This window comes from Pirellulales bacterium (assembly GCA_035546535.1).
Lineage (GTDB): Bacteria > Planctomycetota > Planctomycetia > Pirellulales > JACPPG01 > JACPPG01.
This window is the reverse complement of sequence record DASZWQ010000106.1, coordinates 14,444-30,549: the sequence shown is the minus strand read 5'-3', so window position 1 is coordinate 30,549 and position 16,106 is coordinate 14,444. Positions and strand designations below refer to the sequence as shown.

At 63.3% G+C, this 16,106-nt stretch carries 16 protein-coding genes; 3 read left to right on the top strand and 13 right to left on the bottom strand.

Annotated elements, in window-relative coordinates; genetic code table 11:
* The first annotated feature begins 177 nt into the window (after positions 1–177).
* On the top strand, positions 178–708 hold the full coding sequence (locus VHD36_13080) for a hypothetical protein (GenBank protein ID HVU88246.1): 531 nt from the start codon (positions 178–180) through the stop codon (positions 706–708).
* Positions 709–861: 153 nt separating this feature from the next.
* Positions 862–1,899 (top strand): prenyltransferase/squalene oxidase repeat-containing protein, encoded by a 1,038-nt coding sequence (locus VHD36_13075; GenBank protein HVU88245.1) that lies wholly within the window; start codon positions 862–864, stop codon positions 1,897–1,899.
* Positions 1,900–1,986: 87 nt separating this feature from the next.
* On the opposite strand, the gene VHD36_13070 is transcribed toward VHD36_13075, so the two are convergent.
* The 10 genes from VHD36_13070 to VHD36_13025 all read right to left on the bottom strand — a co-directional run bounded on the left by VHD36_13070 (position 1,987) and on the right by VHD36_13025 (position 11,045).
* Positions 1,987–2,940, bottom strand: a complete 954-nt coding sequence (locus VHD36_13070; GenBank protein HVU88244.1) for an SRPBCC family protein — start codon at positions 2,938–2,940, stop codon at positions 1,987–1,989.
* Positions 2,924–3,277, bottom strand: a complete 354-nt coding sequence (locus VHD36_13065; GenBank protein HVU88243.1) for a metalloregulator ArsR/SmtB family transcription factor — start codon at positions 3,275–3,277, stop codon at positions 2,924–2,926. Before VHD36_13065 ends, VHD36_13070 begins: the two co-directional genes overlap by 17 nt.
* A 123-nt stretch (positions 3,278–3,400) precedes the next feature.
* Positions 3,401–3,712: a hypothetical protein gene (locus VHD36_13060; GenBank protein ID HVU88242.1), complete on the bottom strand. Its 312-nt coding sequence runs from the start codon at positions 3,710–3,712 to the stop codon at positions 3,401–3,403.
* Positions 3,700–4,446, bottom strand: a complete 747-nt coding sequence (locus tag VHD36_13055) for a thioredoxin family protein (protein HVU88241.1) — start codon at positions 4,444–4,446, stop codon at positions 3,700–3,702. The genes VHD36_13060 and VHD36_13055 overlap by 13 nt, the downstream gene beginning before the upstream one ends.
* A gap of 64 nt (positions 4,447–4,510) precedes the next feature.
* Positions 4,511–4,981, bottom strand: coding sequence for an SRPBCC domain-containing protein (locus VHD36_13050; protein ID HVU88240.1), 471 nt, complete (start codon positions 4,979–4,981; stop codon positions 4,511–4,513).
* Positions 4,982–5,334: 353 nt separating this feature from the next.
* The gene (locus tag VHD36_13045; GenBank protein ID HVU88239.1) at positions 5,335–6,306 is read right to left on the bottom strand and encodes a ParB/RepB/Spo0J family partition protein; all 972 of its coding nucleotides are present in this window, start codon (positions 6,304–6,306) and stop codon (positions 5,335–5,337) included.
* On the bottom strand, positions 6,299–7,045 hold the full coding sequence (locus VHD36_13040; GenBank protein ID HVU88238.1) for a ParA family protein: 747 nt from the start codon (positions 7,043–7,045) through the stop codon (positions 6,299–6,301). Before VHD36_13040 ends, VHD36_13045 begins: the two co-directional genes overlap by 8 nt.
* Before the next feature lie 502 nt (positions 7,046–7,547).
* Positions 7,548–8,849, bottom strand: a complete 1,302-nt coding sequence (locus VHD36_13035) for a DUF1015 domain-containing protein (GenBank protein HVU88237.1) — start codon at positions 8,847–8,849, stop codon at positions 7,548–7,550.
* 128 nt (positions 8,850–8,977) lie between these two features.
* A complete protein-coding gene (gene ahcY / locus VHD36_13030) occupies positions 8,978–10,297 on the bottom strand; it encodes an adenosylhomocysteinase (protein HVU88236.1) in 1,320 nt (439 codons plus the stop codon).
* 64 nt (positions 10,298–10,361) lie between these two features.
* Positions 10,362–11,045 carry a phosphoribosylanthranilate isomerase gene (locus VHD36_13025; protein HVU88235.1) on the bottom strand — a complete coding sequence of 228 codons (684 nt, stop codon included), beginning with the start codon at positions 11,043–11,045 and terminating at the stop codon, positions 10,362–10,364.
* 390 nt (positions 11,046–11,435) lie between these two features.
* Here VHD36_13025 and VHD36_13020 point away from each other — a divergent pair, with 390 nt between their 5' ends.
* A complete protein-coding gene (locus VHD36_13020; protein HVU88234.1) occupies positions 11,436–12,899 on the top strand; it encodes an AAA family ATPase in 1,464 nt (487 codons plus the stop codon).
* A gap of 7 nt (positions 12,900–12,906) precedes the next feature.
* On the opposite strand, the gene VHD36_13015 is transcribed toward VHD36_13020, so the two are convergent.
* From VHD36_13015 to VHD36_13005, 3 genes are read right to left on the bottom strand one after another with little or no spacing between them, the layout of a single operon-like run.
* Positions 12,907–14,274 (bottom strand): hypothetical protein, encoded by a 1,368-nt coding sequence (locus VHD36_13015; GenBank protein HVU88233.1) that lies wholly within the window; start codon positions 14,272–14,274, stop codon positions 12,907–12,909.
* A 12-nt stretch (positions 14,275–14,286) separates the two neighbouring features.
* Entirely contained in the window at positions 14,287–15,552 is a 1,266-nt protein-coding gene (locus VHD36_13010) for a tetratricopeptide repeat protein (GenBank protein HVU88232.1), read from the bottom strand.
* A gap of 16 nt (positions 15,553–15,568) precedes the next feature.
* Positions 15,569–15,940 (bottom strand): DUF2089 family protein, encoded by a 372-nt coding sequence (locus VHD36_13005; GenBank protein HVU88231.1) that lies wholly within the window; start codon positions 15,938–15,940, stop codon positions 15,569–15,571.
* Between the last annotated feature and the right edge of the window lie 166 nt (positions 15,941–16,106).

Sequence of the window (16,106 nt, the reverse complement as noted above, 5' to 3'; positions counted from 1 at the left end):
CGACGAACGAAGTAACAAGACACATGGCGAGCCTCCTTGGCGATGCGATTGGCGTGAGAACCTATCTGCATCGTGAACGGGGCTCGTCCTATTTCTCAAGAAGCTGTCAACGCTAGCAAAAACTGCGAAAGCCGAACTAAGGGGGATGAAGCAGACGCCGAGGCCGAGACAAAGTTCATGCGAAAGTTCTTTGACGATGCTCCGCACGATTGCCCGTGGGCCGACGCCTGGCGGGCCGTGGATGGTGGCCTCGTGACTGTGACGATCGACAACCATCTGACCGGCTGGCAACAAGTGCGCGGCTGGGAGAAAGAGTACCCGGAGTTCGCCTTGCCGCTTTTTAGCAAGTCAAGATTCATCGCCTTCGGCTGTGATTGGACCGACAAGAGTAATCGCATGGGCATGCGCATGCGGGTGACCTGCGATGATCGGCAGAGCGTACGGGACATCCACCTGGCCGCGATGACGCTGTTGTCTTACTGGCCGGCGGCATTTCTTCAGGCCGGCGAGGGCACAGCTGTGTACTACAAGCGGATCCTGCAGTTCTTCTCGAGCGTCCGCGTGCAGCCGAGCGCCGAGGAGGCAAGCGAGCACTACGTGCATTTGAGCGCGGACGTCGGCTGGGAGAAACAGGAATTTGTCGAGGTTCTGCGTCAAACGTGGGGCTATATGAGTGATCTGCCGGCCGAGCCACCATCGACGGATTGATGCGGACCGCGATGGGCAACAGACACGTTCGCCTGCGAAGTGCCGCGCCGAAAGGCCGGCGCTTTTCTTTTGTTGGCAGGTGGCCTGGCGGCGGCATACAATCAATGCGCCGCCCCGCCTGCAAACATCCCACCTTTAGCGCAGGAGCCTGCCATGCATCGCACGCTTCTCCTCGTTGTCGGTTTCTTGGGCTTCGGTCTGCCAATGCTCGTTCGCGCCGACGAGCCGGCCGCGATTCCGGCGGCTACGACCGAGCAGGTTCAGCAAACGATCGAGCGCTCGATTCTGTACACGCAAACCGAGAGCGCCGCGTGGCTGAGTACCCGCCGCTGTGCTGCCTGCCATCACGTGCCGCTCGTGCTCTGGTCGTTGGGCGAGGCCCAGCGGCAGGGTTATGCGATCGACAAGAAGTTCCTGGCCGACACGGCCGAATCGTCGCTCGGCAGCCACGAGAAAATGATCAAGGCCGGACTGTTCGACGATCCCGCCGCGCCGCCCGACCCGCGCCCGTCGGCCAAGGGCGTGAAGATCGGCACGGCTTTCGTGGCCGCCGCGGCGCGCACGCTTCCCGCGCTCGAAGTGGGGCAAAAGCAAAGCGTGCAATTCATCGCCGACGAAATCGTGAAGAAGCAGCGCGACGACGGCTCGTGGGAATTCTTCTTGAGCCGTCCGCCTATCAATGAGAACGAAACGACCGACGGCGTGTGGCTGATCATGGCCTTGCAGGGCGCCGATGCCTCGGAGTCGCATCGTGCTGCCGCGGAAAAAGCCACGTCCTGGCTCGCGGCGACGCCCCCCGTGACGCTGCAGGACAAGGCCTTTCGCGTGATGCTGGCCGCGCGAGCCGGCAAGCCGCGCGCCGAAATGCAGCCGGCCATCGACGAGTTGCTTTCGCTGCAGCGCGCCGACGGTGGCTGGGCGCAGCTCGCCGATTGGGATTCCGATGCCTACGCCACGGGCGAGTTGCTTTACGTCCTGGCCTTGGCCGGGTACACCGCTGACGCGCCGGAAATCAAACGCGGAATCGATTTCCTGGTAGCCACGCAGAAAGAAGACGGCAGTTGGACGATGAAATCGCGTTCCACCCCCGACGGCAGCCCCGGCAGCTCGAAGCTGCTGACGCCGATCAATTGCGCCGCCGCCTCGTGGGCCACGCTCGGCCTGGCACGGCTGGTGCCCAAGGGGGCGTGAGGCGCGTTCTGCCGTGAGCCAAAAGCGCCGACACCTCGACGCACGCACCCGCGCGCCGAGGTGTCGACTTGAAAGCCGCGGGCATGCTTACTTGTTGGCCGCGTACTCTTCCAGCTTGTCGAACGAGCCGGTCCAGCCTTGCGTCATGCCGGCCCTGGCATTGATGAACGTTTCCAGCTCTTCGCGCGACACGGCGCCGACCGGCTCCCAGGTCACTGTTACGCGCGTGCGCTCCGGCCCTTCGGCCGTGAGCTCGACGATCGTAAGCATCGTCTCCGGCCAGGTGGGCGACATCGGGTGCCGCGACACCTTTTCGTGCTCGTCGCAGAACTGCTGCGTATAGACGAGGCGATTGGGCTTCGTGATTTCGCGGTAATCAATGTGCCCGTACATCTTCATGTCACCTGCGCCGGACATGTAGTAAAAGCTGCTGCCGCCGGGGCGCAGGTCGGCGCGGACGAACTCCATGTCGAAGCCCGTCGGCGGTAGCCACTTCGACAAATGCTCAGGCTTGGACCACATATCGAACATCACGTCGAGCGGCACGTCGAACGCGCGGTTGATGACGAACTTCTCTTTGCCCGTCTGCCGCTTCTCGACGTATTCCGCCAGCCGATCCCAGGTCGAATCGCCGCCGGCTTTCCTGATGAACTTGCGGGTCTCGTCGGCGGCTTCGGGCGTGGGCAGCGTCATGGTCATTTCCAGACGTGTCTTGCCTCCCAAGTCGGTGAAAAGCGCCGTCACGCGAAACAACGGCGGCCGATCTTTGTGTCCGCCATGGTCGTAAACCAGTTTGGCGTGCTCCTCCACTTCGTGGTAAAGCGTCGTGTTCTCGTAATCGGTGCCGTCGGGGCCGTGCATGGTGTAGTTCCAATGGCCGCCAACGCGCAGATCCTTGCTGTGCGTGGTGAGGGTGAAGCCGCGCGGACCCCACCACTGCGCCACCTGCGCGGGATCGGTCCAGGCATCCCATACGAGCGCCACCGGCGCATCGTAAACGCGGATGATGTTGATGTCGCGGGAGTTACTTTTTGCGGCCATTCTTTTTCCCTTTCGGCTGTTGCTGCGCCATGACGGTTTTCAAATAGTCACCCAGACGATCCAGACTTTCTTCCCAGAACTTGCGGTACTGCTCCATCCAGTCGGCGGCATCCTTGAGCGGCTCGCCGTTGAGCTTGCAGGGGCGCCACTGCGCGTCGCGCCCCTTGGTGACCAGGCCGGCCTTCTCCAGTACCCGCAAGTGCTTGGTCACGCCTGGCAGGCTCATGCTTTTGAGAAACGGTTTGGCCAATTCCGATACGCTGGCCTCGCCCTGCGACAGCCGCGCCAACAGGGCGCGGCGCGTGGGGTCGGCGAGTGCGGCGAAGGTTCGGCTCAATCGATCCTGCATGCGAATCGTACCATTTAGTTAATTAACTCTTCGGTTAAATATAGGGGCGAATTTTGCCCCTGTCAACGCTCGAATTATTTTTCCGCCAGGCGTCCAATAGGCTCGGGCGCTTCAGCGAAGTGCCCCCAGGCGCCGCCAGCTGAGAAGAAGCGCGCCGGCGAGCAGCGCGGCGCTAACGCCGAGAAGCGACCAGCGCACGAGCGTGGCGGCGGCGAACGACAGCCCCAGCCCCGACCACAGCGCGACGTGCGCGGCCAGGCATATAGGGCACTTGGGCACAATCGCCCAAATGCCCAGCGACAGAGCGCCGGCGGCAATTTCCCAACCACGCCGCGGCGTCCGCGCGGCGCAGCCACATCGAGCGCTTTCGCACGGCGCCGCAGGCTGCCCGCCGCCCGTCGGAAGTGTCGTTAGTGGGAGCATGATCCGATCTCGTGAACGGTCGGCGCATACTTGTCATGATGCCGCACCCACGACATGGGGCTGTCGAGATTATCCTCGTCGCGCCCCTTGGGTGCCCGATCGAGCACGACGTAGGTTCCGACCAATGCGTCGAGTCCCCGGCCATACGTCGAGTAGGTGTGATACACCGTGCCGCTTGAGTCTTTTTCGAAGTAGCTCAAGCCCGGGTTTTCCTCGCCGTGCGCAGGCGTGGTGCCGAAGTTGTAGAGCTTTTCACCGTTCTTGACTTCGCTCGGCGCGAACGACACGTGGAAGTCGCGATTGAAGTCACTGCCGGCCGACGAATACCAAGGGAAGTGCCAGCCCATACGCTTGCGAAATGCCAGCAGCTTTTCCAAGGGCCCGCGCGAAATCGCGACCAGTGTGACGTCGCGCGCGGTCAGATGCGCGATCGTGCCGTCTAAGTGATCCATCAGGTAAGAACAGCCAGGGCAGCCTTCTTCCCAGTCGGGGCCGAACATGAAATGATAAGTCGCCAATTGGCTGCGGCCGGCGAACAGGTCGGCAAGCGTTACTTTGCCCGCCGGTCCGGTGAAGACGTACTCCTTTTCGATGCGCACGCGGGGCAATTTCTGACGTTGGCGCGCGAGATCATCGCTCAAGTGCGTCAGCTCTTTCTCTTTGACCAACAGCGCCTGGCGGGCGCGCAGCCATTCTTCTGGCGAAACGATTTTCGAGGCCGTGGTAGTGCTCATCCGTTCGACTCCTTGCTGAAAGTTGCTCCGTTTGCGACGCGACGTTCTTGTGAGCAATCGCTGCCTACTTTTTGCGCTGCGCAGCTTTCCGCTCGGCACGCTCGCGGATCTTGTTGGCCCAATGTTCCCAACCGCGCGGCATGCCATCCAAATGGTCAGGCTGGATCAAGCCCATGCCACGATGCGTGAAGGCCAGGTGTGTGCCGGAGTCTTTCGCGGTGAGGCGGTACTGGACGTGATTCACCGCCGGATACGACATCATCAGCGGGCCGCAGATCTCGAGAAGCGCGGGCGGCTTGATCACTTGCACGTGTCCCCATAAGTGTCCGGTGTTGTTCCCCAGGTCGCGAAACCAGCGTCCGCCGGGCCAGGCCTCGAGCTTGAGCGGCATCGGCGTACCATCCATCATCTGCGACTCGGGCCCGATCTCTTCGAGCAGCGCCTCGAAGGCGATCTCGATCGGCGCCGCGATGTCGAGCGACTTCTGAATTTCGAACGTTTCCGACGACTGCTGGGCAGGAATCATCGCGCTCATGGTGATCCTTTCTGATCGGGGGGACTTTGAAGAAACGCGTTTGGACGTTTTCGCGACGATCGATGCCCGGGCTTCGGCCCGGGCAACGGCTCGGAATACATCCGCTTGAAACACGTCTTTGGCCGCAGTTTCGCGAGGCATGTCCGGATTATATTCCCATAATGGAATATGTCAACGGCCGTGCAAGAAAATTGATCGACCCGAAGCGATCCCGCCCTAGTCGTCACACAGCATGCTGTAACCCGAGCGCTGTTTTATGTGGTCTCGAAGTACGGATCGAGGCGCGCAAAAAAAACGCGCATCGAAGCCGATGCGCGTGGTTCCAAAATGCGCTGCCGGGGGGGCGAGGGTGCTCACCCCACCTGGCTCTGCGCGCCGTGCCCGCCGTCGCACAGGTATTCCTGCAGGCGGTCGAATTCTTCGTGGCTCTTGAAGTGAATCACGATCCGGCCGCGTCCCTTGGCCGATTCGCGGATGTCGACCTTCGCGCCGAGCGCCGCGCGGAACTGCTGTTCGAGCGAGGCCAGGTGTTGGCTGCGGCTCTTCCGCGCGGGCCTTGATTCGGGCTCGCCGGTCACCAGTCGCAACGGCTGCGGCGCGTCGGCCGCTTGCACCGTTTGCTGCACCAGGTCCTCGACGCTGCGCACGCTCAGTCCTTCGCGCTGGATGCGCGTGCAAAACTCGACCTGCTCGCGTTCGTTGTCGAGTGCCAAGAGCGCCCGGGCATGGCCCTGGCTGATCGCGCCTGTGCGTAGCGCCGATTGCACGTCGTCGGGTAGCTCCAACAAGCGGATCAGATTGGCCACGGTCGAGCGGTCGATCTTCAAGCGCTTGGCCAACTCTTCCTGCGTGCAACCGTAACGCTCCAAGTACTCGTGGAACGAGGCGCCCTTTTCCAGCGCGTTAAGATCCTTGCGCTGCAGGTTCTCGACGATCGCGATCTCGGCGGCCAGCCGATCGTCGACGTTGCGCACTTGCACCGCGACCTCGCCGAGTCCGGCTTTGATTGCCGCGCGCAACCGGCGCTCGCCCGCCACGAGCTGGTAGCGCTCGCCCTGGCGGCGCACCACGATCGGTTGCAGGAGGCCGTGTTCCTGGATGCTATCAGCTAGCGAGCCGATCTCGGCGTCATCGAAATCGCGCCGCGGCTGGTAAGGATTGCGATCGATTTCATAGACGCTGACGTTCACCAGGCCCGCTTCGACCGGCCCGCTCGCCGGGCTGCTGGCAGCGCCGCCGACGGATGCCTCGCGCGGGGCATAACTATCCGCCGGGCGACCCAAAAGTGCTTCCAAGCCGCGTCCTAATCGTCGTTCCTTATTCACGCTCGAGTACCTCCATGCACAGTTCGGCGTACGCCCAGGCTCCGCGCGACCGCGGGCAGTAGTCCAGAACGGACTGCCCATGGCTGGGGGCTTCGGCGACGGCCACATCCCGAGGGATCACGGTGCGAAACACGATCTCGCCAAAGAAATCGCGCACCTCGTGATCGACCTCGTGCGTCAACTCCAACGCGTGGTCATACATCGTCAATAAGATGCCCCCAAACTGAAGACGATTCGGCGGGCGGCTCATCACATCGCGAATTACCTCGATCATCTGCGTCAGCCCCTCCATCGCGAAGTACTCGCATTGGATCGGCATCAGCACCTCGGTCGAGGCGGCCAGGGCCGTTCGGGTCAATTGGCCCAACGAGGGAGGACAATCGACCAGCACGAAGTCGTAGCTGGTCAGACCGCCGGCCAGGTGCTGGCGCAGCGTCGCCGCCTGGCTTTCGCTCTGCGTGCTGAGCTGTTCGATGTCTTGAAAGTTGCGGCTGCCGGGCAAAACCTCCAGACCGTCGACCGCCGCCGGGCGCAGCGATTCTTGCAAAGGCGACGTAGAAACCAACGGGTGCCGTTCGGTCGGCTCGCAGCCCACGCCGCTCGTGGCGTTGCACTGCGGGTCGAGATCGATCAGCAAGGTGCGCGCGCCGCTTTTGGCGAGCGCTACCGCCAGGTTGATGGCGGTGGTCGTCTTGCCGACGCCCCCTTTCTGATTGGCGACACACAGAATCCGGCCCACGGTCCGTCTCCCGATCTGGCCCCGCTGCGCGCGCAGCTCCGGCCGCGATTGCGAGGGGCGCGGGATTCTAATCGCGGGCCGGCTTAGGGTGATAGGCCAACCCGACTGTCGAGGAGGAGCGCCGGCTAAGCACGCGGGGGGCGACTTTTGGTTCGCTAAGAAGTGGCCCCGACAACTTGTTGTCGGGGCGCCGTCAGGCGCTCCGAGATCCCGATGCGATGGCCATGTCATTCCGTCGGCGACTCGGCCACCTTGGCGCCTAGCGGCGCACGGACAACAAGTTGTCCCGTGCCACCCGGCCCAGATGCGGACCTTTGCGGGCCATTGTGCCATGCTTTTTCGTCGCAGACGAATAAGCATATCCCGCCGCGACAACGTTTCACGTGAAACTTCGCATTCGCCTTAGTCTCTGTGTTTTACGTGAAACGCGTAAAGTGCGTGTTCAGCAGCCTCATGTCTGCGCGTTTCACGTGGAACGGGCGCTTTACGGACAAATCGAGCGCTACTCCAGCGGATTGATCACCAGGCCGCTGAGCAGCTTCGGGTAGAAGTAGGTGCTCTTGGCGGGCATCCGCTCCTGGTGCTTCGAGATCGTCTGGATGTCGCCGACCGTAGCCGGCATCACCAAAGCCGCGAGCGGGAATTCGCCCGACTCGATCCCTTCGACCACTTCCTCGACCAGGTGGACGTAGCGCGGCTTCGGCAGGTCCTTGCCCGAGAGCAGGGTGTCGATCACCAGCCGGTGCAGGATGCTGACTCCCAGGTCGCGCCACGGCTGACTGTGCTCGGCGGCGAGCTTGGCCATCTGGGCGCGGCCCGCCTCGGTGATCCGCGCGAGCACCCAGCGGTCGTCGGCGGCTGTGTACAGGCCGAGCGTTCCCTGGTGGTTTTCGGTTTCGATCTCCTCCCACACGGTGTTGGCCAGGTCGGCCCCTTCGCCGGCCACGCGCGTGGTGAAGGCGTCCCCCAGCTTGGCTACCAGCTCGCTCGATTTCATGGCCGGCAGCCCGCGGAACAGCCGGTGCGTCGGGAGCACCACCATGCCAGGATCCTCCATGCCGACGCACATCATCAGCACGAAATGGGCCGGGTGTGTCGCCGGCAAGGCGCTAGCGGCCGATAGCTCGTCGCGATAGTTGCACGCCGTTTCATAGCGGTGATGCCCGTCGGCGATGAAAACCGGCTTGGGGCTGATCGCGGCGGCGACGCTGCTGATCACGCCGACATCGGTCACGGGCCACATCCGATGGATAACGCCCAAGTGATCGGTCGCTTCGAGCGGCGGGACGCCGGCGATGGCCGTCTCGAGCTTGTTCTGCACGTCGTTCGTCGGGTCCGGATAGAGCCCAAAGATCTGGCTGAGATTTGCTTTGCAGGCGCGCGTCAGAAGCAGCCGGTCCTGCTTCGGGCCGGACATCGTCTCCTCGTGCGGGTAGATGTTCCCCTCGCCGAAGCGCTGCAGGCGGACGCGCGCCATGAATCCGCGCCGCGTGTGGGTGCGTCCGGCGTACTCGAAGATCTGGTGATAGACGTAGAGTGCCGGATCGGGGTCCGTGGCCAGAACGCCTTCCGAGCGCCAGTTCTTCAGGAACTTCGCCGCCCGGGCGTAGCGATTGTTCGTGGCGTCGTCGCCGGGTTCTTCGCGGTTGAGGATCAAGCGAATGACGTTCGCCGGATGCTTCTTGTAGAGCTGCTCCTGCAACGGCGGCCCGATCACGTCATACGGGGGCGCGATCACGTCGCTCAATGATCCGACGTGCCCCAGATCGTAGCGCAGACCGCGAAAGGCTTGAATTTCTGGCATGGTTTCTCGACCGCTTTCGTCCGTAATTTCGTGGTGCGTCCTGACCAAAAGAAAAGGGCTGCGGGTGTTATCCCGCAGCCCTGGCGAGTTGTCAAAGGGGGCCTTACGGCAGTTGCCCGGCCGCCGGTTTAGTACCGGTAGTAGTCGGGCTTGTACGGCCCGGCAACCGGCACGCCGATGTAGTCGGCCTGCTTCTCGGTCAGCTTCGTGAGCTTCACGCCGAGCTTGTCGAGGTGCAACCGGGCCACCTCTTCGTCGAGCTGCTTCGGCAGCACGTGGACGCCCAGCGGGAACTTGTCGGTTTCGGTCCACAGGGCCAGTTGTGCCATCACCTGGTTCGTGAACGAGTTCGACATCACGAACGACGGATGACCCGTGGCGCAGCCCAGATTCACCAAACGCCCCTCAGCCAGCACGAGGATCGAGTGGCCGTCCGGGAACGTGTAGCGGTCGACCTGCGGCTTGATCTCGACCTTCTTCACGTTCTTCTGGCTGTTCAGCCAGGCCATGTCGATCTCGAGATCGAAGTGGCCGATGTTGCAGACGATCGCGTCGTTGGGCATGACCTTCATGTGCTCGCCGATGATGATGTCGCGATTGCCCGTGGCCGTGACGAAGATGTTGGCGCGCTTGGCGGCGTCCTCCATGGTCGTGACTTCGAACCCTTCCATGGCCGCCTGCAAGGCGTTGATCGGGTCGATCTCGGTGATGATCACCCGCGCGCCCAGGGTCTGCATAGCCCGAGCGCAACCCTTGCCGACGTCGCCGTAGCCGGCCACGACCACGACCTTGCCGGCCACCATCACGTCGGTGGCCCGCTTGATGCCGTCGGCCAGCGATTCGCGGCAGCCGTACAGGTTGTCGAACTTGCTCTTGGTGACCGAGTCGTTGACGTTGATCGCCGGCACTTTCAACTCGCCGCGGGCGTGCATCTGGTACAGGCGGTGAACGCCGGTGGTCGTCTCTTCCGACAGGCCGCGGATGCCGGCCAACAGCTCGGGGTACTTCTGATGAACCATGGCCGTCAAGTCGCCGCCGTCGTCGAGGATCATGTTCAGCGGCTGGCCGTCGGGGAAGTGCAGCGTCTGCTCGATGCACCAGTCGAAGTCCTCGTTCGACTCCCCCTTCCAGGCGTAGACCGGAATGCCGGCCTTGGCGATCGCCGCCGCCGCATGGTCCTGCGTCGAGAAAATATTGCAGCTGCTCCAGGTGACCTGGGCGCCCAGCTCGGTCAGCGTCTCGATCAAAACGGCCGTTTGAATGGTCATGTGCAAGCAGCCGGCGATGCGAGCGCCCTTCAGGGGCTTCGTCGCGCCGTATTTCTTCCGCAGCGCCATCAAGCCCGGCATCTCGTTCTCGGCCAGTTGGATCTCTTTGCGACCCCAGTCGGCCAGCTTCATATCAGCGACCTTGTAGGGGAGACGTGTGTCGAGTTGCGCCACGGATATACTCCTTGTGAGGGGCGAGCAAGGCGGGTGCCAGAATCGGCCAGAGAACAATTTCCGCACTATCTTAGTCAGCTCGGCCGGCCTTGTCGAATGCGGCGCGAGCTGCCTCGACAAAGGACCGCATCTTCGCGGCGTCCTTAACACCGGGCGAACATTCGACCCCGCTGGCGGTGTCGACGCCGCGCGGTCGTACGGCCAAAATCGCGTCCGCCACGTTCTCAGATTTCAGACCCCCTGCTAGCACCAAGGGGGGCAAGCCCTGCGCCGCGACATACGCGGCGGCTGCCGACCAGTCGGCGACCCGGCCGGTGCCGCCAAATTGCTTCGTGTCGAAGGCGTCCCACAGGACCAATCGCGGCAGGCAGACCAGGCGCCGGCACTCGTCGAGATGAGCACGCACGGTCGTCAAACCAGCGCCGCCTGCGCGCACTGCTTGCATGATGGGTATGTCCCCAAGCGCGGCGGCCAGAATCGCGACATCCTGCGGCGACTCGTTGCCGCTGAGCTGCACGAGCTCGAGTTCCAGACCGCGCGCGATTTCGGCGATCGTTGTCGCGGGGGCATCGACGAACACGCCCGCTACCAACATGCGGCCGCGCACGGCCTCGCGAATCTCCCGCGCTTGCTCACGACCCACATGCCGCGCGCTGCCGGGGTAGAAGTTCAGCCCAATGCAATCGGCCCCCGCCTCGGCCGCGGCCCGCGCGTCTTCCACTCTCGTGATGCCGCAGATCTTCGTGCGAAACATAAGGGCTTGGTAAAGCAATTGATACGGTGCAAGTCACACCAGCCCGAAGCGCTAGCGAGGGATTTGAACCGACGCTAATCCCTCGCTGGCGCTTCGGGCTAGTTGGGCTGGTTCGTCCGCGCGGCGGCGGAGCGATTGTTTGAAACGATTGCCTCGGTGGGTTAGCGAACCATCTATTGTACGCCGCTAGCGTGCTAGCGTCACGGTCACGACAGGGCACGCTGGCAGCCGCGCGGCCAACGATCGCCGGCAACATCGCCAATGCTAATCGCAGGTGCAGAGCCGGGCGACCGGCTGCCGAATGAAGTAATGCTTCTTGATGACCGCAGCGCCACACTCTGCGCGCTGCTAGCACTGATCGGGGCGTTTGAACTGCGAGGCCACGCGACGATGTACGAAGCTTTCTTCCATTTGAACCAGCGTCCCTTCGCCGCCACCCCTCGTGTCGAGCAGTACTTTCCCGCCCGCGTGACCGAGGCCGCGCGCCGCACGCTGGTTCGCTGCATCGAACGCGCTGAAGGCATGGGCGTGCTCGTCGGCGCCTCGGGCACGGGCAAGACACTCGTCTGCCAGATGCTGTCGAGCGAATTCGAAGATACGTTCGACGTCGTGATGCTGGGCACCACGCGCATCGATTCGCCGCGGGCACTGTTGCAGGCCATCCTGTTCGGGCTCGAACTGCCGTGCCGCGGATTGCCCGACGGCGACATGCGGCTGGCCCTGGTCGATCATCTGACGCGCGCCGATGCCGCCGGCATGTTGCTCGTGGCCGACGAAGCGCACACCCTTCCGGCGCGCGTGCTGGAAGAAATTCGCCTGATCACGAACATCACGGTCGCCGGCCAGCCGCGGGCGCGGTTCATCATGGCCGGCAGCCATTTGTTGGAAGAGCACCTGGCCAGCCCCAAGCTCGAATCGTTCAGCCAGCGCGCGGCCGCGCGTTGTTATCTCGAGCCCATGGATCGCGGCGAGACCACGGCTTACATTCGCGCGCAAGTCGCGGCGGCCGGTGGCGACGCGCGGCGGATTTTTACCGACGCCGCGTTCGAAAGCGTCTATCGCGCCAGCGACGGCGTACCGCGCTTGATCAATCAGTTGTGCGATCACGCACTGTTGCTCGCGCATACCGCGCGGCAGCACCAGCTCACTGAGCGCGAAGTCGAAGAGGCCTGGTCCGACTTGCAGCAATTGCCCACGCCCTGGAGCGGCGCTAGTGAACCGTCGAAGGCGGGCAGCGTCATCGAATTCGGCCAGCTTCACGACGACGAGGACGCCAGCGAACTCGACGAGCTGGTATCGAACGATGCCGCGGAAGGGGCGCGACAGTACGAGCGGGCCGAGCCGGCGACGCTCGGGCTGCGACTGGCCAGCGGACTGGACGATTCAGAACCGGCGATCGAAGAGCCCACGATTGCCGAGCCGGCGCGTGTCGAGCCGGCGCTTGTCGAAAAGTCTGCAGTGGCCGATCGGCTCACCTCGATCGAAGTCGGCGTGCAGCCGCGCCGCGCGACGAGCGTCGAGCTCGCGCATTCGTCGAATCCGTTCGCCGAATCGTTCGTGGAAGAAGAAGTCGTCGTGGAACGATTTTCCACCGAGCACGCCTCGGTGTGGGCGCAAATGCCGCACGTCTACAGCTCCGAGGGGCGCATTCTGGCCGAGCTTTTGCAGCCGTACGTGCAGACGGCCAAGATCGTGGGGATGGCCGAGACGCCAGCCTGGACCGACACGCGTGCCGACGCCGACCTGATCGTGGTCGAGGACGACCCGGTCACGATTGCCGGCCCGCGCCCTGCCCCGACGCGGGCTTATCGGCAAGAGTATTCGCAGTTGTTCGCCAAGCTGCGCCGCGGCTAATCGTGCCTCACGGGCTCGCATCGGCGCTGGCTTTTTCCTGCCAGTTGAAAACCAGCGGCTGTGCGTAATCAGGTATCTCGATCGCTTGCACATCGGCCGCGTAGCGCGACTTGTTCTTCTCCCACCATGCCAGCCACCACGCGGCATCGTGCGACTCGTCGTACTCTTCGCCGGTGAGCGGCTCGCGCTTGAAGCACAGGCCGAAGTATCCCACTCCGTAGATCGCGCCGCCGCCCGTCTTGTCGGCCACGATCAGGCCAATCAGGTAAGGGATGGCGTGCGGGTCGCGATGTTTGGCAATTTCCTGCGCCAGGTCGCTGTACACGGTTGACGCCACGCCCGCCGGGCGATCGGCGGCCAACGCGGCGGCGTCGTTCGACAACCGCGCGGCCATGCGCAATTTGCCCTGCAGCGTGTCGCTGTCGGCCGGAAAGGGGCGATGTGCGCGGCCGCTGGCCGTCTTCGGTAAATCGGGAATCGGAATCGCCTGCACATCGGCCGGATACTCGTGTCGATGCTTTTCCCACCAACCCCGCCACCAGGCGCCGTCGTGGTAATGGCTATAGCGAACGCCGGTGAGCGGGGCCAGCACCCAGCGGCCGATCCCATGAATGGTCGCGGACGAATTATCGGCGTCGATCAGACCAATCAGGCTTGGAATGGCGTGCGGATCTTCGTACCTGCCGATATCCGTGGCGATCATGCCGACGTCATACCACTCGCCGTCCTGGGCGCGCTCCCCTAAGGGAACGTCCTTGCGCTCGAGCAACTTCACAGCGAGCGCCAGTTCTCCCTCGAGCGTGTCCGTTTCAGGAGGGAACGGTTTGTAACGCTTACCGTTCTCGGTTTTCGGCAGATTAGGAATGGCGATCGCCTGTACGTCCGCCGGGTACTCGTGTCGATGGTGTTCCCACCAGCGCCGCCACCAGGCTCCGTCGTGGATGGGGCTGAAGGCAACGCCCGTCAATCCCGCCAGTTGGAAGTGCCCGATCCAATAGACCGTGTCGTAGGAATTGTCCGCGTCGATCATGCCGATCAGCAGCGGAATCGCCCTCTGGCCGTCACGCTCGACGAGCCGATCCGCAAGCGGACCAAGCTCGCCGCGCCCGTTCTGAAGGGCGCGGGTTAGCTCTTGGACTAGCGCGCGTTGTGTGGGATCGAGCGCCGGCACAGCCACGTGTGCGGTCCGTCGGGCGTACAAGGCCTTGGCGCCGGCCAAAAGCCCCAGACCCACAAGCAACATCGCCAGCCCGAGCAGGCCACGGCGATTCAGACCAAGCGGCACCATGAGAACTCCCGAGGAATAGGAAGTGACCACCGAATCGGCCGCGATCGGCGGGCCAGCCCATCGCGAGCCGGCCCGCACGGATCGCATTCAGCTCGCGCACTACTTCGCCTTTGCCAATTCTCTGGCCCGGCCCAGCTTGTCCTGTAGTTGCTTGTTTGTGGGCTCGGCGGCGGCGAGCTTTTCCAGGAAGGGGACCGCCTTGCCGTACTCCTCCTTTTCCATGTAGGCGTCGGCCAAAAACATCGGCCCGTCGTGCGGCGGGGGCACCTTGTCGACCATCTGCTGCCAGATTTTGATGGCGCCGTCGAGATCTCCCTCGGCCTTGAGCGAGCGTGCCAGACCATTCATCGCGCCGCCTGCCAAGGGCTCGGCGGCAAGCGCCTTTTCGAAGTACGGCCGCGCGGCCTTGGCATCGCCGCCGAAAAAGTAGAGCCAGCCCATGCCGTTCAGGGCCGCGGCATCGTCAGACTTTTGCGCCAGGATCGATTCGAAGACCCCCTTCGCCTCGTCGCGGCGACCAGAGTTCAACAGTTGCCAGCCCCGAGCCAGATCGTTGCCCCGCGCCGGCGGTTCGAGCATCTGCCGCAAATCGTCGGGAACCTTTTTTGCCTTCGCCGCGGCCAACATGCGTTGCCCCGAGCCGTCTTCATCGCCCGAGCCGACGACCTTTCGGGCCCACGTCGCCGCTTCGTCGTATTTGCCTTGCAAGAGATAAATCCGCGCCAGTCCGTACCAGGCGGCCGAAGCCTCGGGCACGGCCGCTGCTTTCTTCAAATACTTCTCGGCTTCGTCGTACTTGCGCTCGGCGAGGGCGATCTGGCCTAATCCGTTCAGCGCGGCGCCGTGCCGGGGATCGATCTCCACGCACTTTTTGAACGCTTCGGCGGCCGGCGCGAATTTGCCACTGTTGAAACTCGCCCAGCCCAGGCCGTTCCACGCCCCGGTGTTCTTGGGATCGAGTTGTACCGCTTCGTTGAATTTGGCGATCGCCGGCTCGTATTGCTGGCGCTGCCATGCCTGCCATCCTTCCTGGGAGAGTTGCGCGGCGCGCACGGGATCGTTCGCGGCCGCCACGGCCGTCGTTAGCAAATCCTGTTCAGCCGCCCCGGCGGCGGGCGCCGCGTTCCCCTGGGCCGCGTTTTGGGGGAACGCCGTAAGCAATACCGCCGCCATCGTGCAAATTCCTGCCACCATAATTGCACCTCCCATGATGAAGAGAACCGAGTTGCGGCGCCGCCGCCGCTCGTCGCCTTTGAGAGATTTGAATAGCAGGGCGTCGGCTCGCTCGATGGCACGATCGAGTTGAGCTTCTTCCCGTGACGTGTTGCCCGAGTGCTTGGACCTGGACGGATCGTTGGCTGACATGCAATCTGCTCCGCGATCAAATGCGCTTGATGATTCGCGCCGCTTCGGCCGCGCCGGCGCCCCCCGGCTCGACGGCGTCGAGCACACTCCCCTCGACGCGCTGCGTTTTGGAGATGGCGCCGCGCAACATTTCAATCACTTTGTCGAGCCGCGAGCGGACCGTGGGATACGAGACGCCCACCTGCTCGGCAATTTCCTTGAGGTTTCCACCGGCCAGCACGAACATCTCGATGAACCGCTGATGCTCGACCGGCAGATCCGCCAGCCGCGACATGGGGAATTCCGCCTCGACCGACACCCGGCAATGGCTGCAACTCATCTGCGTCACGGCCATCGCCGTGCCGCAATAAGGGCATTCGTTACTCAGGGGTCGGATTTCGCCGGGCATAAAAGTCACTTTCTGAAAGGCATGCTACCCGAGAATTTAATAAAATCAAGTGTATCGCTCAAATAATTTCAATAAAATGAATTTCCGGAGACCGCCGCATAAACTTTCGACATCCGCTCACGCTCTGGAGGCAGCTCGGCGCGCAGGGGGGCGGTGTGGGGCCAAG